At 56.3% G+C, this 16829-nt stretch carries 18 protein-coding genes; 3 read left to right on the top strand and 15 right to left on the bottom strand.

Going from position 1 to position 16829, the window contains the following annotated elements:
- Nucleotides 1–46 precede the first annotated feature (46 nt).
- From C7445_RS02945 to C7445_RS02935, 3 genes are all read right to left on the bottom strand, one after another.
- Entirely contained in the window at nt 47–151 is a 105-nt protein-coding gene (locus tag C7445_RS02945) for a putative holin-like toxin (RefSeq protein ID WP_166668961.1), read from the bottom strand.
- Nucleotides 152–363: 212 nt separating this feature from the next.
- Nucleotides 364–555, bottom strand: a complete 192-nt coding sequence (locus tag C7445_RS02940) for a hypothetical protein (protein ID WP_134158545.1) — start codon at nt 553–555, stop codon at nt 364–366.
- Between the two features lie 65 nt (nt 556–620).
- On the bottom strand, nt 621–2012 hold the full coding sequence (locus tag C7445_RS02935; RefSeq protein WP_134158544.1) for a glycine--tRNA ligase: 1392 nt from the start codon (nt 2010–2012) through the stop codon (nt 621–623).
- A 169-nt stretch (nt 2013–2181) separates the two neighbouring features.
- Between C7445_RS02935 and C7445_RS02930 the strand changes: the two genes are divergently transcribed.
- Nucleotides 2182–2973 (top strand): HAD family hydrolase, encoded by a 792-nt coding sequence (locus C7445_RS02930; RefSeq protein ID WP_134158543.1) that lies wholly within the window; start codon nt 2182–2184, stop codon nt 2971–2973.
- 83 nt (nt 2974–3056) lie between these two features.
- The gene (lexA, locus tag C7445_RS02925) at nt 3057–3689 is read left to right on the top strand and encodes a transcriptional repressor LexA (RefSeq protein ID WP_134158542.1); all 633 of its coding nucleotides are present in this window, start codon (nt 3057–3059) and stop codon (nt 3687–3689) included.
- Between the two features lie 59 nt (nt 3690–3748).
- On the opposite strand, the gene C7445_RS02920 is transcribed toward lexA, so the two are convergent.
- The 4 genes from C7445_RS02920 to C7445_RS02905 form a co-directional block, all read right to left on the bottom strand.
- Entirely contained in the window at nt 3749–5161 is a 1413-nt protein-coding gene (locus tag C7445_RS02920) for a sugar porter family MFS transporter (RefSeq protein WP_134158541.1), read from the bottom strand.
- 123 nt (nt 5162–5284) lie between these two features.
- Nucleotides 5285–6790: a tagaturonate reductase gene (locus tag C7445_RS02915; RefSeq protein WP_134158540.1), complete on the bottom strand. Its 1506-nt coding sequence runs from the start codon at nt 6788–6790 to the stop codon at nt 5285–5287.
- Between the two features lie 34 nt (nt 6791–6824).
- Nucleotides 6825–7637, bottom strand: a complete 813-nt coding sequence (iolB, locus tag C7445_RS02910) for a 5-deoxy-glucuronate isomerase (protein WP_134158539.1) — start codon at nt 7635–7637, stop codon at nt 6825–6827.
- Between the two features lie 38 nt (nt 7638–7675).
- Nucleotides 7676–9178: a UxaA family hydrolase gene (locus C7445_RS02905; protein ID WP_134158700.1), complete on the bottom strand. Its 1503-nt coding sequence runs from the start codon at nt 9176–9178 to the stop codon at nt 7676–7678.
- Nucleotides 9179–9417: 239 nt separating this feature from the next.
- On the opposite strand from C7445_RS02905, the gene C7445_RS02900 reads away from it, so the two are divergent.
- Nucleotides 9418–10419, top strand: a complete 1002-nt coding sequence (locus tag C7445_RS02900) for a LacI family DNA-binding transcriptional regulator (protein WP_134158538.1) — start codon at nt 9418–9420, stop codon at nt 10417–10419.
- A 136-nt stretch (nt 10420–10555) separates the two neighbouring features.
- On the opposite strand, the gene glnA is transcribed toward C7445_RS02900, so the two are convergent.
- From glnA to C7445_RS02860, 8 genes are all read right to left on the bottom strand, one after another.
- Nucleotides 10556–11893 (bottom strand): type I glutamate--ammonia ligase, encoded by a 1338-nt coding sequence (gene glnA / locus C7445_RS02895; RefSeq protein WP_134158537.1) that lies wholly within the window; start codon nt 11891–11893, stop codon nt 10556–10558.
- A 42-nt stretch (nt 11894–11935) separates the two neighbouring features.
- Nucleotides 11936–12322 (bottom strand): MerR family transcriptional regulator, encoded by a 387-nt coding sequence (locus tag C7445_RS02890; protein ID WP_134158536.1) that lies wholly within the window; start codon nt 12320–12322, stop codon nt 11936–11938.
- An 83-nt stretch (nt 12323–12405) separates the two neighbouring features.
- On the bottom strand, nt 12406–13644 hold the full coding sequence (locus C7445_RS02885) for a methionine gamma-lyase family protein (RefSeq protein ID WP_243834905.1): 1239 nt from the start codon (nt 13642–13644) through the stop codon (nt 12406–12408).
- Nucleotides 13625–14905 carry a GTPase HflX gene (hflX, locus tag C7445_RS02880; RefSeq protein ID WP_208320816.1) on the bottom strand — a complete coding sequence of 427 codons (1281 nt, stop codon included), beginning with the start codon at nt 14903–14905 and terminating at the stop codon, nt 13625–13627. Before hflX ends, C7445_RS02885 begins: the two co-directional genes overlap by 20 nt.
- Before the next feature lie 3 nt (nt 14906–14908).
- Nucleotides 14909–15118, bottom strand: a complete 210-nt coding sequence (locus C7445_RS02875) for a hypothetical protein (protein WP_134158534.1) — start codon at nt 15116–15118, stop codon at nt 14909–14911.
- On the bottom strand, nt 15103–15732 hold the full coding sequence (locus tag C7445_RS02870) for a hypothetical protein (protein ID WP_134158533.1): 630 nt from the start codon (nt 15730–15732) through the stop codon (nt 15103–15105). The genes C7445_RS02875 and C7445_RS02870 overlap by 16 nt, the downstream gene beginning before the upstream one ends.
- On the bottom strand, nt 15713–16333 hold the full coding sequence (locus tag C7445_RS02865) for a GTPase domain-containing protein (RefSeq protein ID WP_134158532.1): 621 nt from the start codon (nt 16331–16333) through the stop codon (nt 15713–15715). The genes C7445_RS02870 and C7445_RS02865 overlap by 20 nt, the downstream gene beginning before the upstream one ends.
- Complete coding sequence (locus C7445_RS02860) at nt 16330–16728, bottom strand: hypothetical protein (RefSeq protein ID WP_243834904.1); 399 nt, start codon at nt 16726–16728, stop codon at nt 16330–16332. Before C7445_RS02860 ends, C7445_RS02865 begins: the two co-directional genes overlap by 4 nt.
- Between the last annotated feature and the right edge of the window lie 101 nt (nt 16729–16829).

Below are 16829 nucleotides of genomic sequence, written 5' to 3'. Positions count from 1 at the left end.
TGATGGGTCAGTAACCGTCGCCCCAGAGGCCAAACCGTGGGGGCGGTTACTTGCGTTTGAGGGCAAGAACCACAGCTACGACGAGCGACAGCAACGCCACAATGAAAGACCCAAACTGGATCATCAAAGACAGCGCATTGGCGACGCTCACAACCTCACCCCCTCCCGTGAAAACGGGCAGGGAGCGAACCCCACGACAGTGCCTTCCTCCATACTACCAGCTTGTCCTCACATTTTGGAGGACGTTTGCAGTAGAGAGACGTGAATCCGAGTCATTCGTGAACCTCATAGTCCCAGATCTGTAGCGACAATCGAAGAGGGCGATCCGATTCGGACCGCCCTCTTGGGTGTGTGGACCTGTCATCAACCGTTCGACTGCCTCTTGCCATGAGGAATATTCGCCCGGTGGTACTGCTTCCACGGAACCACGGCGTCGATACGCGTACTCATCATGTGATTACGCCGCTCGACCAACGACTCAAAATGGTGATTTTGCTCCAGTGCACCGACGAAAGCAAAATGATCGTTGTGGTTTTCCGTATGCTGACCTGACATCAGTCGCCACCCCCGTTTGCAGAATCCCCCAATCCAGTAACGCCCATGCACACGGGAGACGAAAATCACCAAGTCGCAGATTTGCTGATGTGATCCGCCAACCAGGATTGCACATTGGCAATCGGCACACGCTCTTGTTCCATCGAATCGCGGTGGCGAATCGTCACAGCACCATCCGTTTCTGATTCGAAATCGTACGTAATACAGAATGGCGTGCCGATTTCATCGTGCCGGCGATATCTTTTGCCAATGGAGCCGGATTCGTCATAGTCGACGCTGTAGAGTTTGGCGAGATCGAGATACAGAGCTTCCGCCCGTTCGCCAAGTTTTTTGGACAGCGGGAAAACGGCCGCCTGATAAGGAGCCAACTTCGGATGCAGGTGTAAAACGACGCGCGAATCGTTTTCGCCGACCTCTTCCTCATCATACGCGTCTGCGAAAATCGCAAGGAACAGTCGATCCGCACCGATTGCAGGTTCAATGCAGTACGGAATGAACGGCTCCTGCCCTTCTTCCTGGACTGTCATATTCTCGCCAGAACTCGTTGCATGCGCCCGCAGGTCGTAATCCGTGCGATCCGCCACACCGAGCAGCTCGCCCCAACCGAACGGAAACTGGTACTCGATGTCCGTCGTCGCCTTACTGTAGTGCGACAACTGCTCCTGTTCGTGATCGCGAAAGCGCAAATTCTCCGCGCGCAAACCAAGCGACACAAGCCAGTCGTAACAATATTGACGCCAATATTCGAACCACTTCATATCTTCGCCCGGGGCGCAGAAGAACTCCAGTTCCATCTGCTCGAACTCGCGCGTGCGGAACGTAAAGTTGCCGGGGGTGATCTCGTTTCGAAAGCTTTTGCCAAATTGTCCAATTCCGAAGGGCAGTTTTCGCCGCATGGTTCGCTGCACGTTCTTAAAATTGACGAAAATGCCCTGCGCCGTTTCGGGGCGCAAATAGACTTCATTGGACGCGTCTTCCGTCACACCCTGATATGTCTTAAACATCATATTAAATTGACGGATGCCTGTGAAATCGTGCGCACCGCACTCGGGACACGCAATTTGATATTGTTCCACCAGCTTCTCCATCTGCGCAAACGGCAGGCCATCGACGACAACGTCCTCCCCGCGCGCAGCGGCAGCCTCTTCAATCAGCTTGTCCGCGCGAAAACGCGACTTACACTGCCGACAGTCGATCATGGGATCGTGAAAATTCTCGACATGGCCAGATGCAACCCAAACCTGCCGGTTCATGAGGATGGCCGAGTCGAGCCCGACATTGTACGGGTTGTGCTCAATAAAATGGCGCCACCACGCGCGCTTGATATTGTGTTTCATCTGTGCACCAAGTGGACCGTAGTCCCAAGTGTTCGCCAGGCCGCCATAGATCTCGGAACCTGGAAAGATAAAACCACGCCGTTTTGCCAGTGATACAAGGGCGTCCATTGTCGCTCGCATACGTTTCCTCCTGCATGTCTTCAATATGGCTATCATAGCGGAGGGGAGGATCGGAATCAATTGGGTTCCTTTTTTGGTGTACGTGCCTATCGGATGCCAAGATTGTGTATAATGAGAGTCCGACTGATCAATTTTGGTGACGCGGCTGACAGATGGGAGGCATCCAAGGGTGAAGACCGGACAACACGTAAAAATGGTATTTCTCGACATCGACGGCACTTTGTACGTCAACGGCGAAATCGTGCCACGGAGCGCCGCTGCCGTCGCCGAGTTGCTCAAAAACAATATCCCTGTCGCCGTCTGCACGGGGCGCAGCGTCATTCACGCACAGCACATCCAAGAAGCCTTACACATTCCGTACGGAATTTACTTTAATGGAGGACTTGTCAAAGCGGGCAACCGGGAATTGTTCGCGATGCCGTTTGATGTCGACGTTGTCACAGGTATCCTCAACAGGGCGCGCGAGCGCAACATATTCACCATCGTTCACACGCACGATCACGCTCTCTCCCTCGAACCGCTGCCTGATGAATTTTTGCCGGTATTGGCTTCATACGACTTTCCTCCTATTTCATACGAACCAAGCCTGGCCGATCGCGTTCAAGACATTGGGGTTTTTCAAATCAACGCATTTATGACACGTGAATGGGACGCCGTCTTTGAACAGGAATTCCCCGCTTGTTATATCTACCGTTGGCACGAGCAGGCCGTCGACTTTCAGCGCCGGAAATCCGACAAGTCGATTGGCGCCCTGCGCCTGCTTGAATACCTGGGCATCGCCCCCGAAGAAGCGGTGCATATCGGCGACGGCGGCAACGACGTCGGCATGTTCCGAACACTGGGCTACTCCTATGCGATGGGCAACGCGGCTGACGAAGTGAAAGAGGTAGCCAAGTGCGTGACCTCGAGCGCTATGGCAGGCGGGGTCGCCGACGCCTTAGCCGATCTCGGCCTCGTATAATCCCCGTGGTGCGAACAAACGTTTGCCACATTCCCCATCCTGTGATACGATGAAGGCAAATCTAGGCATGGGGAGTGTGGACGGTGAGCCAGCTGACCTCGCGACAGCGAGCAATTCTCGAATTCATCCGAAAAAATGTAAGGGAAAAAGGATATCCTCCGTCGGTTCGCGAGATTGGTGAAGCTGTCGGGCTTGCTTCCAGTTCCACCGTGCACGGTCACTTGGAGCGGCTGCAACAAAAAGGATATTTGCGTCGGGATCCGACGAAACCCCGAGCACTCGAATTGATTTCACACGACGAGCCAACGCAAAATTCAACTCAAACGATGGACGAAGCTCCCGTGCTCGCACCTATCGTCGGACATGTCACGGCTGGTTTGCCCATCACAGCCATCGAAGATGTGCAAGGATACCTTCCACTACCGCGCGATTTGGCGAAAGACGATGAGGTTTTCGTCCTGCAAATCGTCGGTGAGTCGATGATTGAGGCCGGCATCTATGACGGAGATCTGGTCATTGTCAGACGCCAAGCAAGCGCGGTAAACGGCGACATCGTCGTAGCGATGACAGAGGACGACGAGGCGACCGTGAAGCGGTTTTACAGAGAAGATGGACGGGTTCGATTGCAGCCGGAAAATAAGCACATGGCGCCATTGTACTACGATTACGTCACGATTCTCGGAAAAGTTGTGGGTGTGTTTCGATATATCCGCTGAACAAAAAACCTGTGGATGGCATACTCTTCCGTCCACAGGTTTTCGTATGATTTGAGGATTTACATCGAATCGGACGTCGAATTCGATCCACCCGCTTGAATCCAGTCCGTCTGGATCCGTTCCATGGACTTGTTGCTCGTCTCGGGCACCGCCTTTTTCATGAACACTGCCATGGCGATGCAAAACACCGCAAAGATCCAGAACGTCCACGTGCCACCGATGACCTGCAACAGGATCGGAAAGAATTGTGCGACCAAGTAGGTGGCAAACCACAGGGCAAAGGAAGCAATCGACATGGCTCTTCCGCGAATGGCAGTCGGATAAATCTCGGACAGAACAATCCAGACGCCGCCGCCCCACGACAGTTCATAGGCAATGGTATGCAGAAATGTCAACCCCAGTACCAACCAGGTCAGCATGTGCGGCAACGAGAACGCGATGCCAAGGATGACGAGGAACAGTGCCATGAACCCGCCGTTCCACACGAGTAAGCGCTTGCGGCCAACGCGATCGACAATGAGCATCAATACGATGACGAAAATCACTTTAATCGCGCCAATCCACACAGTGTCGTAAAACGACGCGTTCGTTCCGGCACCCGCTGCTTTGAAGATCATCGGCGCATAATAGCCAACGGCGTTTGTTCCTGTAAACTGCTGGAAGATAGCAAGCAGCACGCCGATAAACAAAGCCTTGCGGATCCCGGGACGGGACAATTCGCGCCACAGCGAGTCAGGCACCATCTCGATAGAGTCGCGAATCGCCTGCGCATCCACACGAGCCTGTTCTGAGCCGTTGACACGCTCGAGAATCGCCATGGCTTGTTGCTCTCGGCCGCGTGCCATGAGAAAACGGGGACTTTCCGGAACAAAGAATAAGAGCACGAAGAACAAAATCGCCGGTATTGCCCCCATGCCAAACATCCAGCGCCACCCCGTGGTTTGATTCCACGCGTCGGTGTGCGAACTGACGATGGCCGCATTGATGAAGTACACAATAAAGATACCGGACACAATGGCCAATTGGTTCGATCCGACCAAGCGCCCCCGAATTTTGGGCGGCGCAATCTCTGCGATGTACAAAGGCGACAACAGTGAGGCGAGCCCGATGCCGACGCCGCCGATAAAACGACCGATGACCAACTCTGCGACGTTTGTCGCGAGCGCCGTGAGAATGCTACAAACGATGAAAATAAGACCCGCGACAGAAAGCGCTTTCTTCCTGCCGATCCTGTCCCCCAGATAACCTGCGATGAGAACGCCGAGCATCGCACCGAGATCGATGCTGCTCGACACCAATCCGGTCATTCCTGCACCCATGTGAAATTCTGTCTTCAAAAACTCATTTGCGCCTGCGATGACACCTGTATCATAACCAAATAACAGCCCGCCAAGCGACGCGATCACGACGACGGCGACGACAAATCCGAGTTTTGCCGTGCGTACATCCGATGATGACGCTTTCGTTTGCATACGTGCGCAAGTCCCCTTTCCCGATTCTTAGAACGCCCAATCTGAGACCGTCGGCTGCTCATCTTGATGGAGTCGACTGCGGCCGTAAACGCACAGCGGAAAGCTACCCTACGTGCGACCGCATCACCTCCTCGCCGTTTCCGATGCTGGATTGACATGCAACCACTCTGCAATTGCTTCCACCACGCCGCGTTCGCGAGCGAGACGGATCACTTCCTGGACCATGCCAGGCAACCCCGGCAACGCGGCGAGATCGCATCCCCACACGTCGGAAGCTTGCAACAATGCTGTCACCGTTCCCGAGGCGTCTGCGTCTAAATCGTTGCGCCAGATTTCCGCTAGTCTGACGCGGAGCGGATCCTCGATGCCCATCTGCTCGTGTGAAGGATAGCACGCGTAGCACAACATCGCGATCGCCGCCGCCGCAAGCGGTGGGCTTGCGCCACGACACGCCGCATACTCGACGATGGTGGGGACAAGACGAATGCGCGCTTTCGCAAGTGAATTGGCCGCAATAGACGTCAACGCATGGTGCAGAAAGGGATTGCGAAAACGGTCGATCACGTCTCTCGCAAACCGCTCAAGCACTTCACTATCGCCAACCTGAGATCCGACTATCGGTACAATCTCCGACCAGATGAGCTCTTCGACGAATGCTTGGAACACCGGATGCGACATGACATCAAGGACAGTCTGTTTCTGTGCAAGCAACCCCAGGCAGGCCATTGCCGTGTGCGCACCATTGAGGACCCGTACCTTTTGCAATCGATAGTCCTCAATCCTAGGAACGAAATACACAGACAATCCAAGTTCGGCAAACGGCCAACGCGTTTGGAGATGATCGCCCCCTTCAATGGCCCACATGTGAAACGGTTCGGCGACAACCGCAAGCTGATCTGCGTAAGGAAGCTGCGGGGCTCCGTCCGCATCCGGTGCAAATGGCGTGACAATGCGATCTACCAATGTGTTGCAGAACACATTGTACGATTTCAGCCATTCGACGAACGCTTCTGGCAAGGCCCAATCCTCGCTGTGTCGGATCACGATATCGCGCAACCGTGCACCGTTGTCGTCAATCAACTCGCAGGGCAAGACGGTCATGCCCGCCTGCGGATCGCCTGCAAACGCCTGGTAGCGCTCGTACAGGTAGGCAGCAAGTTTAGCCGGATACGTCTGCTGAACCTGCCCCGCCACATACGCCTGCGGAACATATTGGATACCCAGCTCCGTCGTATTGGAAATCACGACATCGATCTCGCGTTGGCGAGCGCAGGCCAGGAAATCCGGCCATTCATTGTGCGGATCGATGGCTCGCGAAACCGACGATACAATCTCCTGGCGATCCACCGTCACCCCGTCCTCGATTCCCCGGAGGAGGACGGTATACAAACCGTCCTGCTTGCGAAAGCACTCGATATTCCGGGCACCACTGGGTCGAGGAGCCGCAATGACGATCCGGCCGCCAACGTGACCTGCCGCGTTTACGCGGTCGATCAGCCAATCCGCAAATCCGCGTAGAAACACGCCTTCACCGATTTGCAGGATGCGCTCGGGAACAGATTGTGAGATGTGGCACGATGTGTGCAGGTCCGACTGACTCGACAACAGATCCCGGGTCAAAAGCCGCATGTCTCCATCTTCTTTCTCTGCATACCTGATATCGTCATGACCAAGATCTCTCGCGTACCCACGTATGGTTGGGATCGTCGTGTGGGATCATCGTTCGATCAATCGGACCTGCCATCAGCCACAAGTAGTAGAGTTGATAGCCTCCGGCGGCACACACTGGGTGATAGCCACGAGGAATTAAAAACGCATCCCCATGCTGAACGCGAAAGGTCTCGTCCATAGCCCCATCTCCGGTGTAAATCGACTGCATGCCGAACCCGTTTTGCGGATCGCATTGATAGTAGTAAATCTCCTCCATGCAAGCCTCGACACCTGGAATGTACTCGTCGTGCTTGTGCGGCGGGTAGCTGGACCAGTTGCCGGGCGGATTGAACGTTTCGCCGACGATGATCCGGTGTACTTTCCCTTCCGCCCGTTTGACGACAATATCGTGGACATCCCGCCGAAAATTTGCCTCACCAACCGATTTGGTCTCCACATCCTCCGGCAGAACGGCGAACGGCTCGTGGGTCTCGTCGGCGACCGCTTGGCAAATGGCGACTTCCAGCACGCCTTCGCCCACGTTGGTCACGGCATAGTCGCCACCAACCGGCACGTACACTGCCGTAGCGCGCTCTGAAAAGACGTTGTGGCGAGTGTATGGACCAAAGGCTTGCCCAGCTGCCTGCACCTCACACATGCCACGCAATAGCACGAGAACCGCCTCCCGCCCCTCGAGCTTGCCGCGGTACACATCGCCTGCCTGCAACCGCAACAGGCCAAGCGAAATCCACTTGAGCCCCGCGTCGTTTTCCGCAGGTACCAAATCGACATATCCCACATTGTCATTGCCCTTCACCAAGTACATGGTTCTATGACCCCTTTCCCTTGCCTGATGCACACGTGTTACAACGTCACACCATCTTTGAAGATGGCGATCTCGCGATACCCGTTCTGTTCATTGCGAGCCAGGTCGTCTCCCGAAGCGACCCGAATGACCTGCTCATACAGTTGCAAAGCCAACTCGTCAAAGGGCACTCCGTCCATCAGGAGACCCGCATCGAAATCGATCCAACCAGGTTTCTGCCGGGCGAGATCGCTATTCGTAGCAATTTTCAAGGTTGGTACCGGTCCGCCAAGCGGCGTCCCCCGCCCTGTCGTGAACAACACCAATTGCGCCCCCGCCGCGGCCAACGCGCTCACGGACACCATGTCGTTGCCCGGTGCTTCGACGAGGTTCAGTCCAGGTTTTTGCGCGCTTTGACCGTACGCGATGACATCCACCACGCTGGCTGAACGTCCGCCTTTTTGTACACAGCCAAGCGATTTTTCTTCCAAAGTCGTGATTCCGCCATCCCGGTTTCCAGGCGATGGATTCTCGTAGATGGGTTGCCCGTGGCGTTGGTAGTAATCTTTCCAACGATTGATCAAGTCGACGATCCGCTCGAAGACCATTTGACTCTCGGCGCGTTGCATGAAAATCGTCTCCGCGCCAAACATCTCCGGCACCTCGGTCAAAAGCGCTGTGCCTGCGTGCGCAGTGATCCAATCCGCGACACGCCCCACCAGCGGATTGGCCGTCATCCCTGAAAACCCGTCCGATCCTCCGCATTTAAGTCCGATTTTGAGCTTTGCAACCGGCGTCTCCTCGCGTTTGTAACGTGAAGCGTATTGGACGAGTTCTGCGAGGAGCGACATTCCGCTCGCGAATTCGTCCGTAGTCGACTGCAACTCCAAAAACCGCAGTTTTTCTTGAGGTATATCGGAAAGTGCGGATCGAAAACTGGCAATCCTGTTATTTTCACAGCCAAGCCCCACAATGAGCACACCCGCTGCATTCGGGTGGCGAGCCAAGCCAGCAAGTAGGGACTGCGTGTAGGCTAAGTCGTCACCAAGTTGTGAACACCCATACGGGTGCGGGAAATGGTGGACACCATCGATCCCCTGCCCGCGCCAGCGCGCGTCCGCCATCGCGGCAAGCCGCTCTGCCACCTTGTTCACACAGCCGACGGTGTTGATGATCCAAATTTCATTTCGCGTTCCAACTTGCCCATCATCGCGCATATAGCCACGAAAGGACGTTGGCATCTCGGGCATTTCATGCTGATTTCTTGTGCCAAACTCCGGTTGATACACATACTCCAGCTTCCCCGCCAATGCGGTGCGCACATTGTGCACGTGCACCCATGCGCCCTGCGGAATGTCGGCCGTGGCAACGCCGATGGGAAACCCGTACTTGTACACGCGTTCACCCTGAGCGATTGCACGTACGGCGATTTTATGTCCGCGCCCGATGGGTTCCTGCACCTGGATCCCGTGGCTGTCCCAAGCTATCGTGTCACCAACGGCAAGCGGTTCGACAGCAATCGCCACATCATCATTTGGAGCAAGATGAAGCGCTTTCTTCATCACCGCCCATCGCCCCCTCTCAGTTTCCCATGCAATCTTTCAGCAACGGGACGCACAAAAGTTAAATAACTGTTAGATTAACACCCCAGCGTGACCTAACCGACTCCGGATGTCCATCCAGCAAAGGACGAAATTCTTTGTACATTTGCAGTATACGGCGCTAGAAAATGTAGTGTCAACATGTTAGTATTAACATAAACATACGAGGATGACTGATCACTGCAGGAGGTGAAGGTCACATGCCTACCATGGCAGACGTTGCGCGGAGGGCCGACGTTTCCATCATGACCGTCTCACGCGTCATCAACAACACAGGTTACGTCAAAGCCGCTACACGCCAGCGAGTCCTGCAAGCCATGCGGGAGGTCGGCTACGAACCCAAATCGGCGGCGGGTTCGCCTGCACAGACATCGACCCTTGTGCTTGTCGTTCCGGATATCACCAATCCGTTCTTCACCTTTATCGCGCGCGGCATGGAGGACGTCGCACGTAAGCATGGATTCCGGATGCTGTTGGCAAACACCGATGAAAGCCTGGAGAAAGAGCGGGAATATATGCAGATGTGTCTGGATTATCGCATTGCAGGTGTTCTCATCGTGCCCGTTGGCGATCCTTCCGTGGATAACCTGCGCCTGCTCGAACAACATCAGATTCCATTTGTTTTGATCGATCGCGATGTGGAGGGAATCGAGACCGATCTTGTCAAGGGAGACATGAGACCAACGTCGACGAAGCTGGTCGAACATCTGATCGAGCTTGGGCATCGACGCATCGCTGCGGTTGTCGGGCCTCTACACAACGCCGCGAGCCGTGAACGATTGGACGGATACAAAGATGCGCTGATCCGCCACGGCATTCCAATCCGCGAGGACATCATCTTTCAGGCCTCCATGACACGGGACATGGATGTATCGTTTATCGAGGCTTTGTTTACGGCGTCAAAGCCTCCAACGGCGATGTTCGTCTCGAACATGTTTCAATACGCCCATATCGTACGGGCCTTGCATCACTTTGGCATGCGCGTGCCAGACGACTTGAGTATCGTCAGCTTTGGCAACACGGACGATCTCGCCTCCGTCGACTCCATTCTGACAGCTGCCGTGCAGCCCACATACAATTTCGGATCACTCGGGGCACAACTGTTGCTCGAGCGAATCGACGGCGTGCGCAGGATGGCCACGCGCATTGTCCTGAACTCTGAAATCGTCTTTCGCGCATCGACCGCACCGCCCAAACCGTAACCCGAACATCCGCTGCCGAATCATCGCCAACTTCATCCTTTCTCCCGTGGCAGCGGGCGCTTGGACTTGACCGGAAACAGACATAAAAGTGGGCAAGGACGGCCGTATAATGGCTCATGTCCCTGCCCACCCAACTTTAATATAACGTGAGGTATTGTTCGCGTTCCCACTCTGTCACCTGAGTTCGGAACATGTTCCACTCGATCCGCTTTGCCTCGATGAAATGCAACAACACATGGTGACCGAGCGCCTCCACCAAAACCTCGTCGCGCATGAGCGCGTCGAGCGCATCGCTGAGATTGGCCGGCAAGCTGCGAATGCCCGCTTCCTCTTTCTCCGATTCGGTCATCATGTAGATATTGCGATTGACCGGCGGCGGCAATTCCAATTGGCGCTCGATGCCGTCCAGCCCCGCCGCAAGCAAAGATGCAATGGCCAGATACGGATTGCACGACGGATCAGGACTGCGTACTTCGACCCGCGTCGACTGTCCTCGCGCAGCCGGAACGCGGACGAGAGGCGACCGATTCTTGCCGCTCCAGGCAATATAACTTGGGGCTTCATATCCAGGTACCAGCCGCTTGTACGAATTGACCGTCGGGTTACATATCGCCGTAAATCCACGCGCGTGTTCGAGAACCCCCGCCAAAAAGAAGCGCGCGGTCTCGCTCAATCCGAGTTCATCGTCCGGATCGTAAAACGCGTTTTGATGGTCGCGGAACAGCGATAGGTGTGTATGCATGCCGGAGCCGTTGATTCCGTACAGCGGCTTCGGCATAAACGTGGCGTGCAGGCCATGTTGGCGAGCGACCGTCTTGACCACGAGTCGAAACGTCGCGATGTTGTCAGCCGCCTCGACCGCATTCGCATAACGAAAGTCAATCTCGTGTTGTCCGGGTGCGACCTCATGATGCGACGCCTCGATTTCAAAGCCCATATTTTCGAGCGTGACCACAATGTCCCGCCGACAGTTTTCGCCCAGATCAACCGGCGCCCAATCGAAATAGCCGCCTTCATCATTTAAGTCCTGCGTCGGCTTGCCCTTCTCGTCCAATTTAAACAAAAAAAACTCCGGCTCCGGCCCGACGTTGAACGCGGAGAACCCCATGTCCTGCGCCCGCGCATACACGCGTTTGAGCACCGAGCGCGGATCGCCCGGAAATGGCGTACCATCCGGCTGATAGACATCACAGATCAGGCGAGCCACCTTCCCCTGCGGCGTCTCCCACGGAAAGATGAGCCATGTCGACAAGTCCGGCGCCAGATACATATCCGACTCTTCGATGCGAACGAATCCCTGAATGGACGATCCGTCGAACATCATGCGGTTGTTGAGCGCTTTGGGTAATTGATCTACAGGGATTTCTACATTTTTGACAATACCCAAAAGATCAGTAAACTGAAGCCGCACGTACCTGACATTGTTCGCTTCCGCGTATTGCAAAATTTCCTCTTTACTGTATTCTTTGCGCATACAATCCCCCTCTCATCGTCCACCGCAGCACAAGACTCAGACTTAGCGATTGCGGTAGAACCGCGACAAATCACCTTGAAATTCGCCATATCCCTGACGGTCGATCAGTTCGCGTTCCAGCCATTTGTAGACTTCCGCGTCGGAGACATCCTGCTTGGGCATGGACTTGGATGTCTTCTGTTTGCGCTCCTGCTCCGCAAAGTTTCGCTTGACCCCAGCCATATTGTGTCCCTCGTCCAGCCACTGGCGAATGAGCATCAGGCGCTCGACATCGGCAAAAGAAAACTGGCGCTGCTTACCGGCAGTTCGGGCGGGATGGATCAGATCATGCTCCTCGTAATACCGTATCTGACGCGCACTCAACCCGGTCAATTTCTGCACGGTGCCAATCGAAAACAGCGGCAACTGTCGGCGATCTTCCAATTCCACGGCGCGCCCCCCCATCCACAACACCTGTTGCTCATCATCGTAGCACGCCGACAGGAAACCGACAATCCGTCATGTCACTTTCTTTAACGTAGATTGGGTACAATTTGATCTAACACGCGGCGCAGTGCGATCTCGACGTGCTCATACGTCAACCCGCCTTGCACATATGCGATATACGGCGGGCGCATCGGCGCATCGGCCGATAGTTCAAGTGAAGCACCTTGAATGAACGTACCTGCCGCCATCACGATCGCGTCCGCGTACCCGGCCATCGCATCCGGTTCCGGACGCACGTGTGCATCGACCGGCGCGGCGCTTTGAACAGCCCGGCAAAACGCCAACAGCGCAGCGGGATCGCCAAACTCAATCGAAAGGATTAAGTCCGTCCGTGGCGCATCATACGTGGGTGTGACGCGATATCCGAGCCCAGACAGGGCTCTTGCCAACAGCCTTGAGCCCTTCACTGCCTGCATAACGATATGCGGGGCAAGAAAGAGCGCCTGATACATCGTCAGTAAATAGGAGCCTGTCGGCCCGTACTCAGCCGCCGTGCCAGGGGCGACAAGGCGAGCGGCCACCTGCTCGATCGCATCCGCACGGCCAACGACATAGCCGCCTGTGGGCGCAATACCGGCACCAGGGTTTTTAATCAGCGATCCCATCACCAGATCGGCTCCGACGTGGCACGGCTCCTGCGCCTCGACAAACTCGCCGTAACAGTTGTCGACCCCGATGTACACCTCCGGCCGAACCGCCCGCAACCGCGCGAACGCTTCCGCCAATTCGGCAATTGCAAACGACCGCCGCAACGAATAACCGCGCGAGCGTTGAAACATCACCAACTTGGTTCGCTCATTGCAACGCTCGATCACGCCATCGATATCAATGCCCCCGTCAGGCGACAGATCGACGACCGTCACGCGCACGCCCCACTCCTGCAACGATCCAGGCGCCGACCGCAGTCCCAGCGCGCTATGCAGTGTGTCGTACGGCATGCCTGTGGCATAAATCAGCTCGTCGCCAGGTCGGAGTACGCCGTACATCGCGAGGCTGATGGCGTGCGTGCCAGATACAATCTGCGGCCGCACGAGGCCGGCCTCTGCACCGAAAACCTCTGCGAACATCGCCTCAAACTTGTCGCGCCCCACGTCAGACAAACCGTATCCGGTCGAACCAGCGAGATCGGACTGTGCGACGCGATGGCGCCAGAACGCTTCAAGTACGCGCTCTTGGTTCAAGAGGGCAATACGATCCAACTCGCGCTGCCCTGGCTCCATGTCGCGCTTGCAAACTTCAATGTATTCATGGATGTCGATTGTCATGTTCGCTCCCATCCTGCTGCATTTGTTGCCAAAGATGTGCCTGCTTGCGGCTGGTGACCGCTGTCATTTGCCATTCGCCCGACGCCGTGGTCTCTGCATGCTCAATCCGTCCGCCTCTGAGCAACGACTGCCACCGCGTGTCGTCTTCGCGCACATGAATCGTCACACGCACCTCGTCCAATTCGAGCTGCCGCTCGACCGTCTGGTAGAGCTCCTCGAGATTGCCATGCGCAGCGCTTCCATATAAGGATGCCAGTGCACCGACATCCGGCCCCGGCCGCTCGGCAACTGTGTCGATTTTATTGAAAAACGTGATGATGGGCTTGTCTAACGCGCTGAGATCGGCAAGAACCCGCCGCGTGGTCATGAGATGCGCCCCTGGGGCGTGCCCCGCGTCGACGACGATCACGATCACATCCGCATAGCGCACCTCTTCGAGCGTCGATCGAAACGCCTCGACCAGGTGATGCGGCAGATTTTCCACGAAACCTACCGTGTCGATGACGACGTACGGATGGCCCAAACGGGTAGATACCTGACGCGCGGCCGGATCGAGCGTATCAAACAGCCGATTTTCGCCACCGACGACCCCGCCGCCGCCCTTGTCGGCGACCCAGCGCCCCTGTAATGTGGTCTTGCCCGCGTTCGTGTAGCCGACCAGTGCGACCGTCGGTACATCGCGCAGCCGCTTGTCGCGCGCCGTGGCCCGCTGTCGTGCGATGGCTTCCAGCTCGCGGCGCAGCCCTGTCAGTCGCGTGCGAATACGGCGCCGATCGAGTTCCAGCTTCGTCTCACCGGGCCCGCGCGTGCCGATCCCGCCGCCAAGCCGCGACATCTCGGCACCACGCCCCGTCAACCGTGGCAACAGATAGGATAGCTGTGCCATCTCCACTTGGACGCGCCCTTCTCGCGTGATTGCACGTCGGGCAAAAATGTCGAGAATCAATTGTGTTCGGTCGATCACGCGGCAAGGCAAGTATCGTTCCAGGTTGCGCACTTGAGCAGGAGACAGTTCGCGGTCGGCGACCACCAGCGTCGCCTCGCTGCGTTCCACCAAGTCGACCAATTCCAAGACCTTGCCTTCGCCAAAAAACGTCCTTGGATCCACGGCAGGCCGCTTTTGTGTCACCACGGCGATGACCTGCGCGCCCGCGGCTTCGCACAAGCCTTCCAACTCGTCCCTCCGGTATGAAACACGTTCCTGTGACTCTCTTCCCGTTTGACACATCGCCAAAATGACTCGATCTCGCTGTTCTGTCAAACGTCACCCTCGCTTCCGCGATGAAAGAATTGGATAGCTTTGCTCATCATCGCAAATCGGGCAGCGCTGTTCAAGTTGAAATGTAGCGCGCAGCTCCAGTGGTATTTCGGCAGCCGCACGCCTCCTTCCCTGTGCCAAACCAAGTCGCCGCCCCACGTGAAAAACGCTTGCAAGCACAAACAGCGCAACACCCAAGATTACAAATGCGACCATACGTCGGAAGCCTCCTCCCGTTCAGTTGTCAAAATCCGCGCTGTCGTCATGTCTGACACGATGGTTAAGAGCGCCAGGACAATGAAGGCAAGGATGGTCCAAGCCACATTGGCATAGAGGGCGATACAAAGTGCCCCCAACAGCGCGAGCAACATTTCGACCAAGCCGAAGCGCACGACCGTATTGAACTGACCACTTTCCGCGTCCTTATACCGATCCATCACATCGTCCAACCAGTCGACGGCGCACATCATGGCCACACCCCAGAGTGCGGACCGCCAACCGAGCAGCGCCGTCGCCAGCGCGATCGCGCAACAAATCTCCACCCATGCGGGAACGCGCGTCTGCAGACGCTCCGTGGGGCGCGCAAACATGCCCGCGGCATAGCTGCCAAGAAAGCAGGCCATGGCTGCCTGCAGGTCGCAGGCCATGCCGACGCCAAAGAGCACCATACAATACGGCAAAGTCGCTCTGCCGAAGCGAGCCGCAAGCGTCCGCTTGCCTTGGCAGATGTCGTATTCGACATCCAAGGCATCGTCCATCCACTTGACCGCGGCACCGGCAAACAACAACGCCGCTCCCGCGCGTAGGAGGTCAAGCCAATCGCCAAACATATCGCTTCACCTCGTGAAAGCCCGATCCCTCTCGCGCCGAGACCGGAAGCACGCGGATGGGGCCGCAATGCTCAGTAAGCCAACGATACCCGTCTTTTGCAAGCGGCAAATCCATTTTGTTAGCCAAGATGAGATACTGGCCTTTCGTCTTGCCAATCGCGACCATCTGTTCATCGAGCGTGTGAAAAGGTCCCGTCTGCGACAATGTCAACGCCCGTCCTACGGCCGCGGCGTCGACTACGTGCAAGACTCCCTTCGCGGCAACCAGCGCGCGCAGCGTTTGCCCCATGGCCCTTCGTACCGTCTCGTCGGCATGCAAGCCTTCTGTCAACCCTGCGCTGTCCGCAATACGCACCACGTGCTCGCCCTTGCCTTTCGGGACAGACAACAACAGCGTCTGTAAGGCCCGCGTGCGATGTTCCTCCTCCGAAGACAACAGTGCGTTCGCCTCCGACATCGGCATTCGCCGGCGCTCGCGCACTCCGTCCGTGCGCTCGACAACCCACGCGAGTTCGCGCAGGCCGAGGTACCGGGCGAGGCGCAGGCAAATCGACGTTTTTCCCGCGTTCACGCGGCCGACGACCAGCATGTCACCGCTCATCGCGCACCCACCTCCGCAAAATCGACTGCCTGCAGCGCCATCAAGTCGTCCCGGCGGGGGTGTTTTTCCGTGAACAAGCGCACGGCTTGACGGCGTACCGCCTGTTCCACGAGGTTGCGCACCCACCTGGCATTGCTGAAAGGCTCGCTTCGGGCACTTGTCAACGCTTGCCGAATTTGCTGATGCAATTTGGCCTCGGCGTCGGCCGTGAGCCGATATTGCCGCTTACTCAAAGTCTGCTTCGCGATCGCAAGCAAGTCGTTCGCACCATAGTCCGGAAAGTGAATGTGAATGGGAAACCGACTCGGCAGTCCAGGATTCGTCGACAAAAACCACTTCATCTCCCGCTCATAGCCTGCGAGAATCGTGATGAACTGGTTTTTATAGTCCTCCATGCCCTTCACGATGGTTGAAAAACAATAGTCCCGGGGCAGTCCCATGCTGTGATGATCTCAATCGTGTCGTCATGTAAGATTACCCGTTCAATCAGCCGGTA

Origin of the sequence: Alicyclobacillus sacchari (genome assembly GCF_004366795.1) — a bacterium.
In the GTDB taxonomy this organism is placed as follows: Bacteria; Bacillota; Bacilli; order Alicyclobacillales; family Alicyclobacillaceae; genus Alicyclobacillus; species Alicyclobacillus sacchari.
This window is presented reverse-complemented; position numbering and strand designations above follow the sequence as displayed.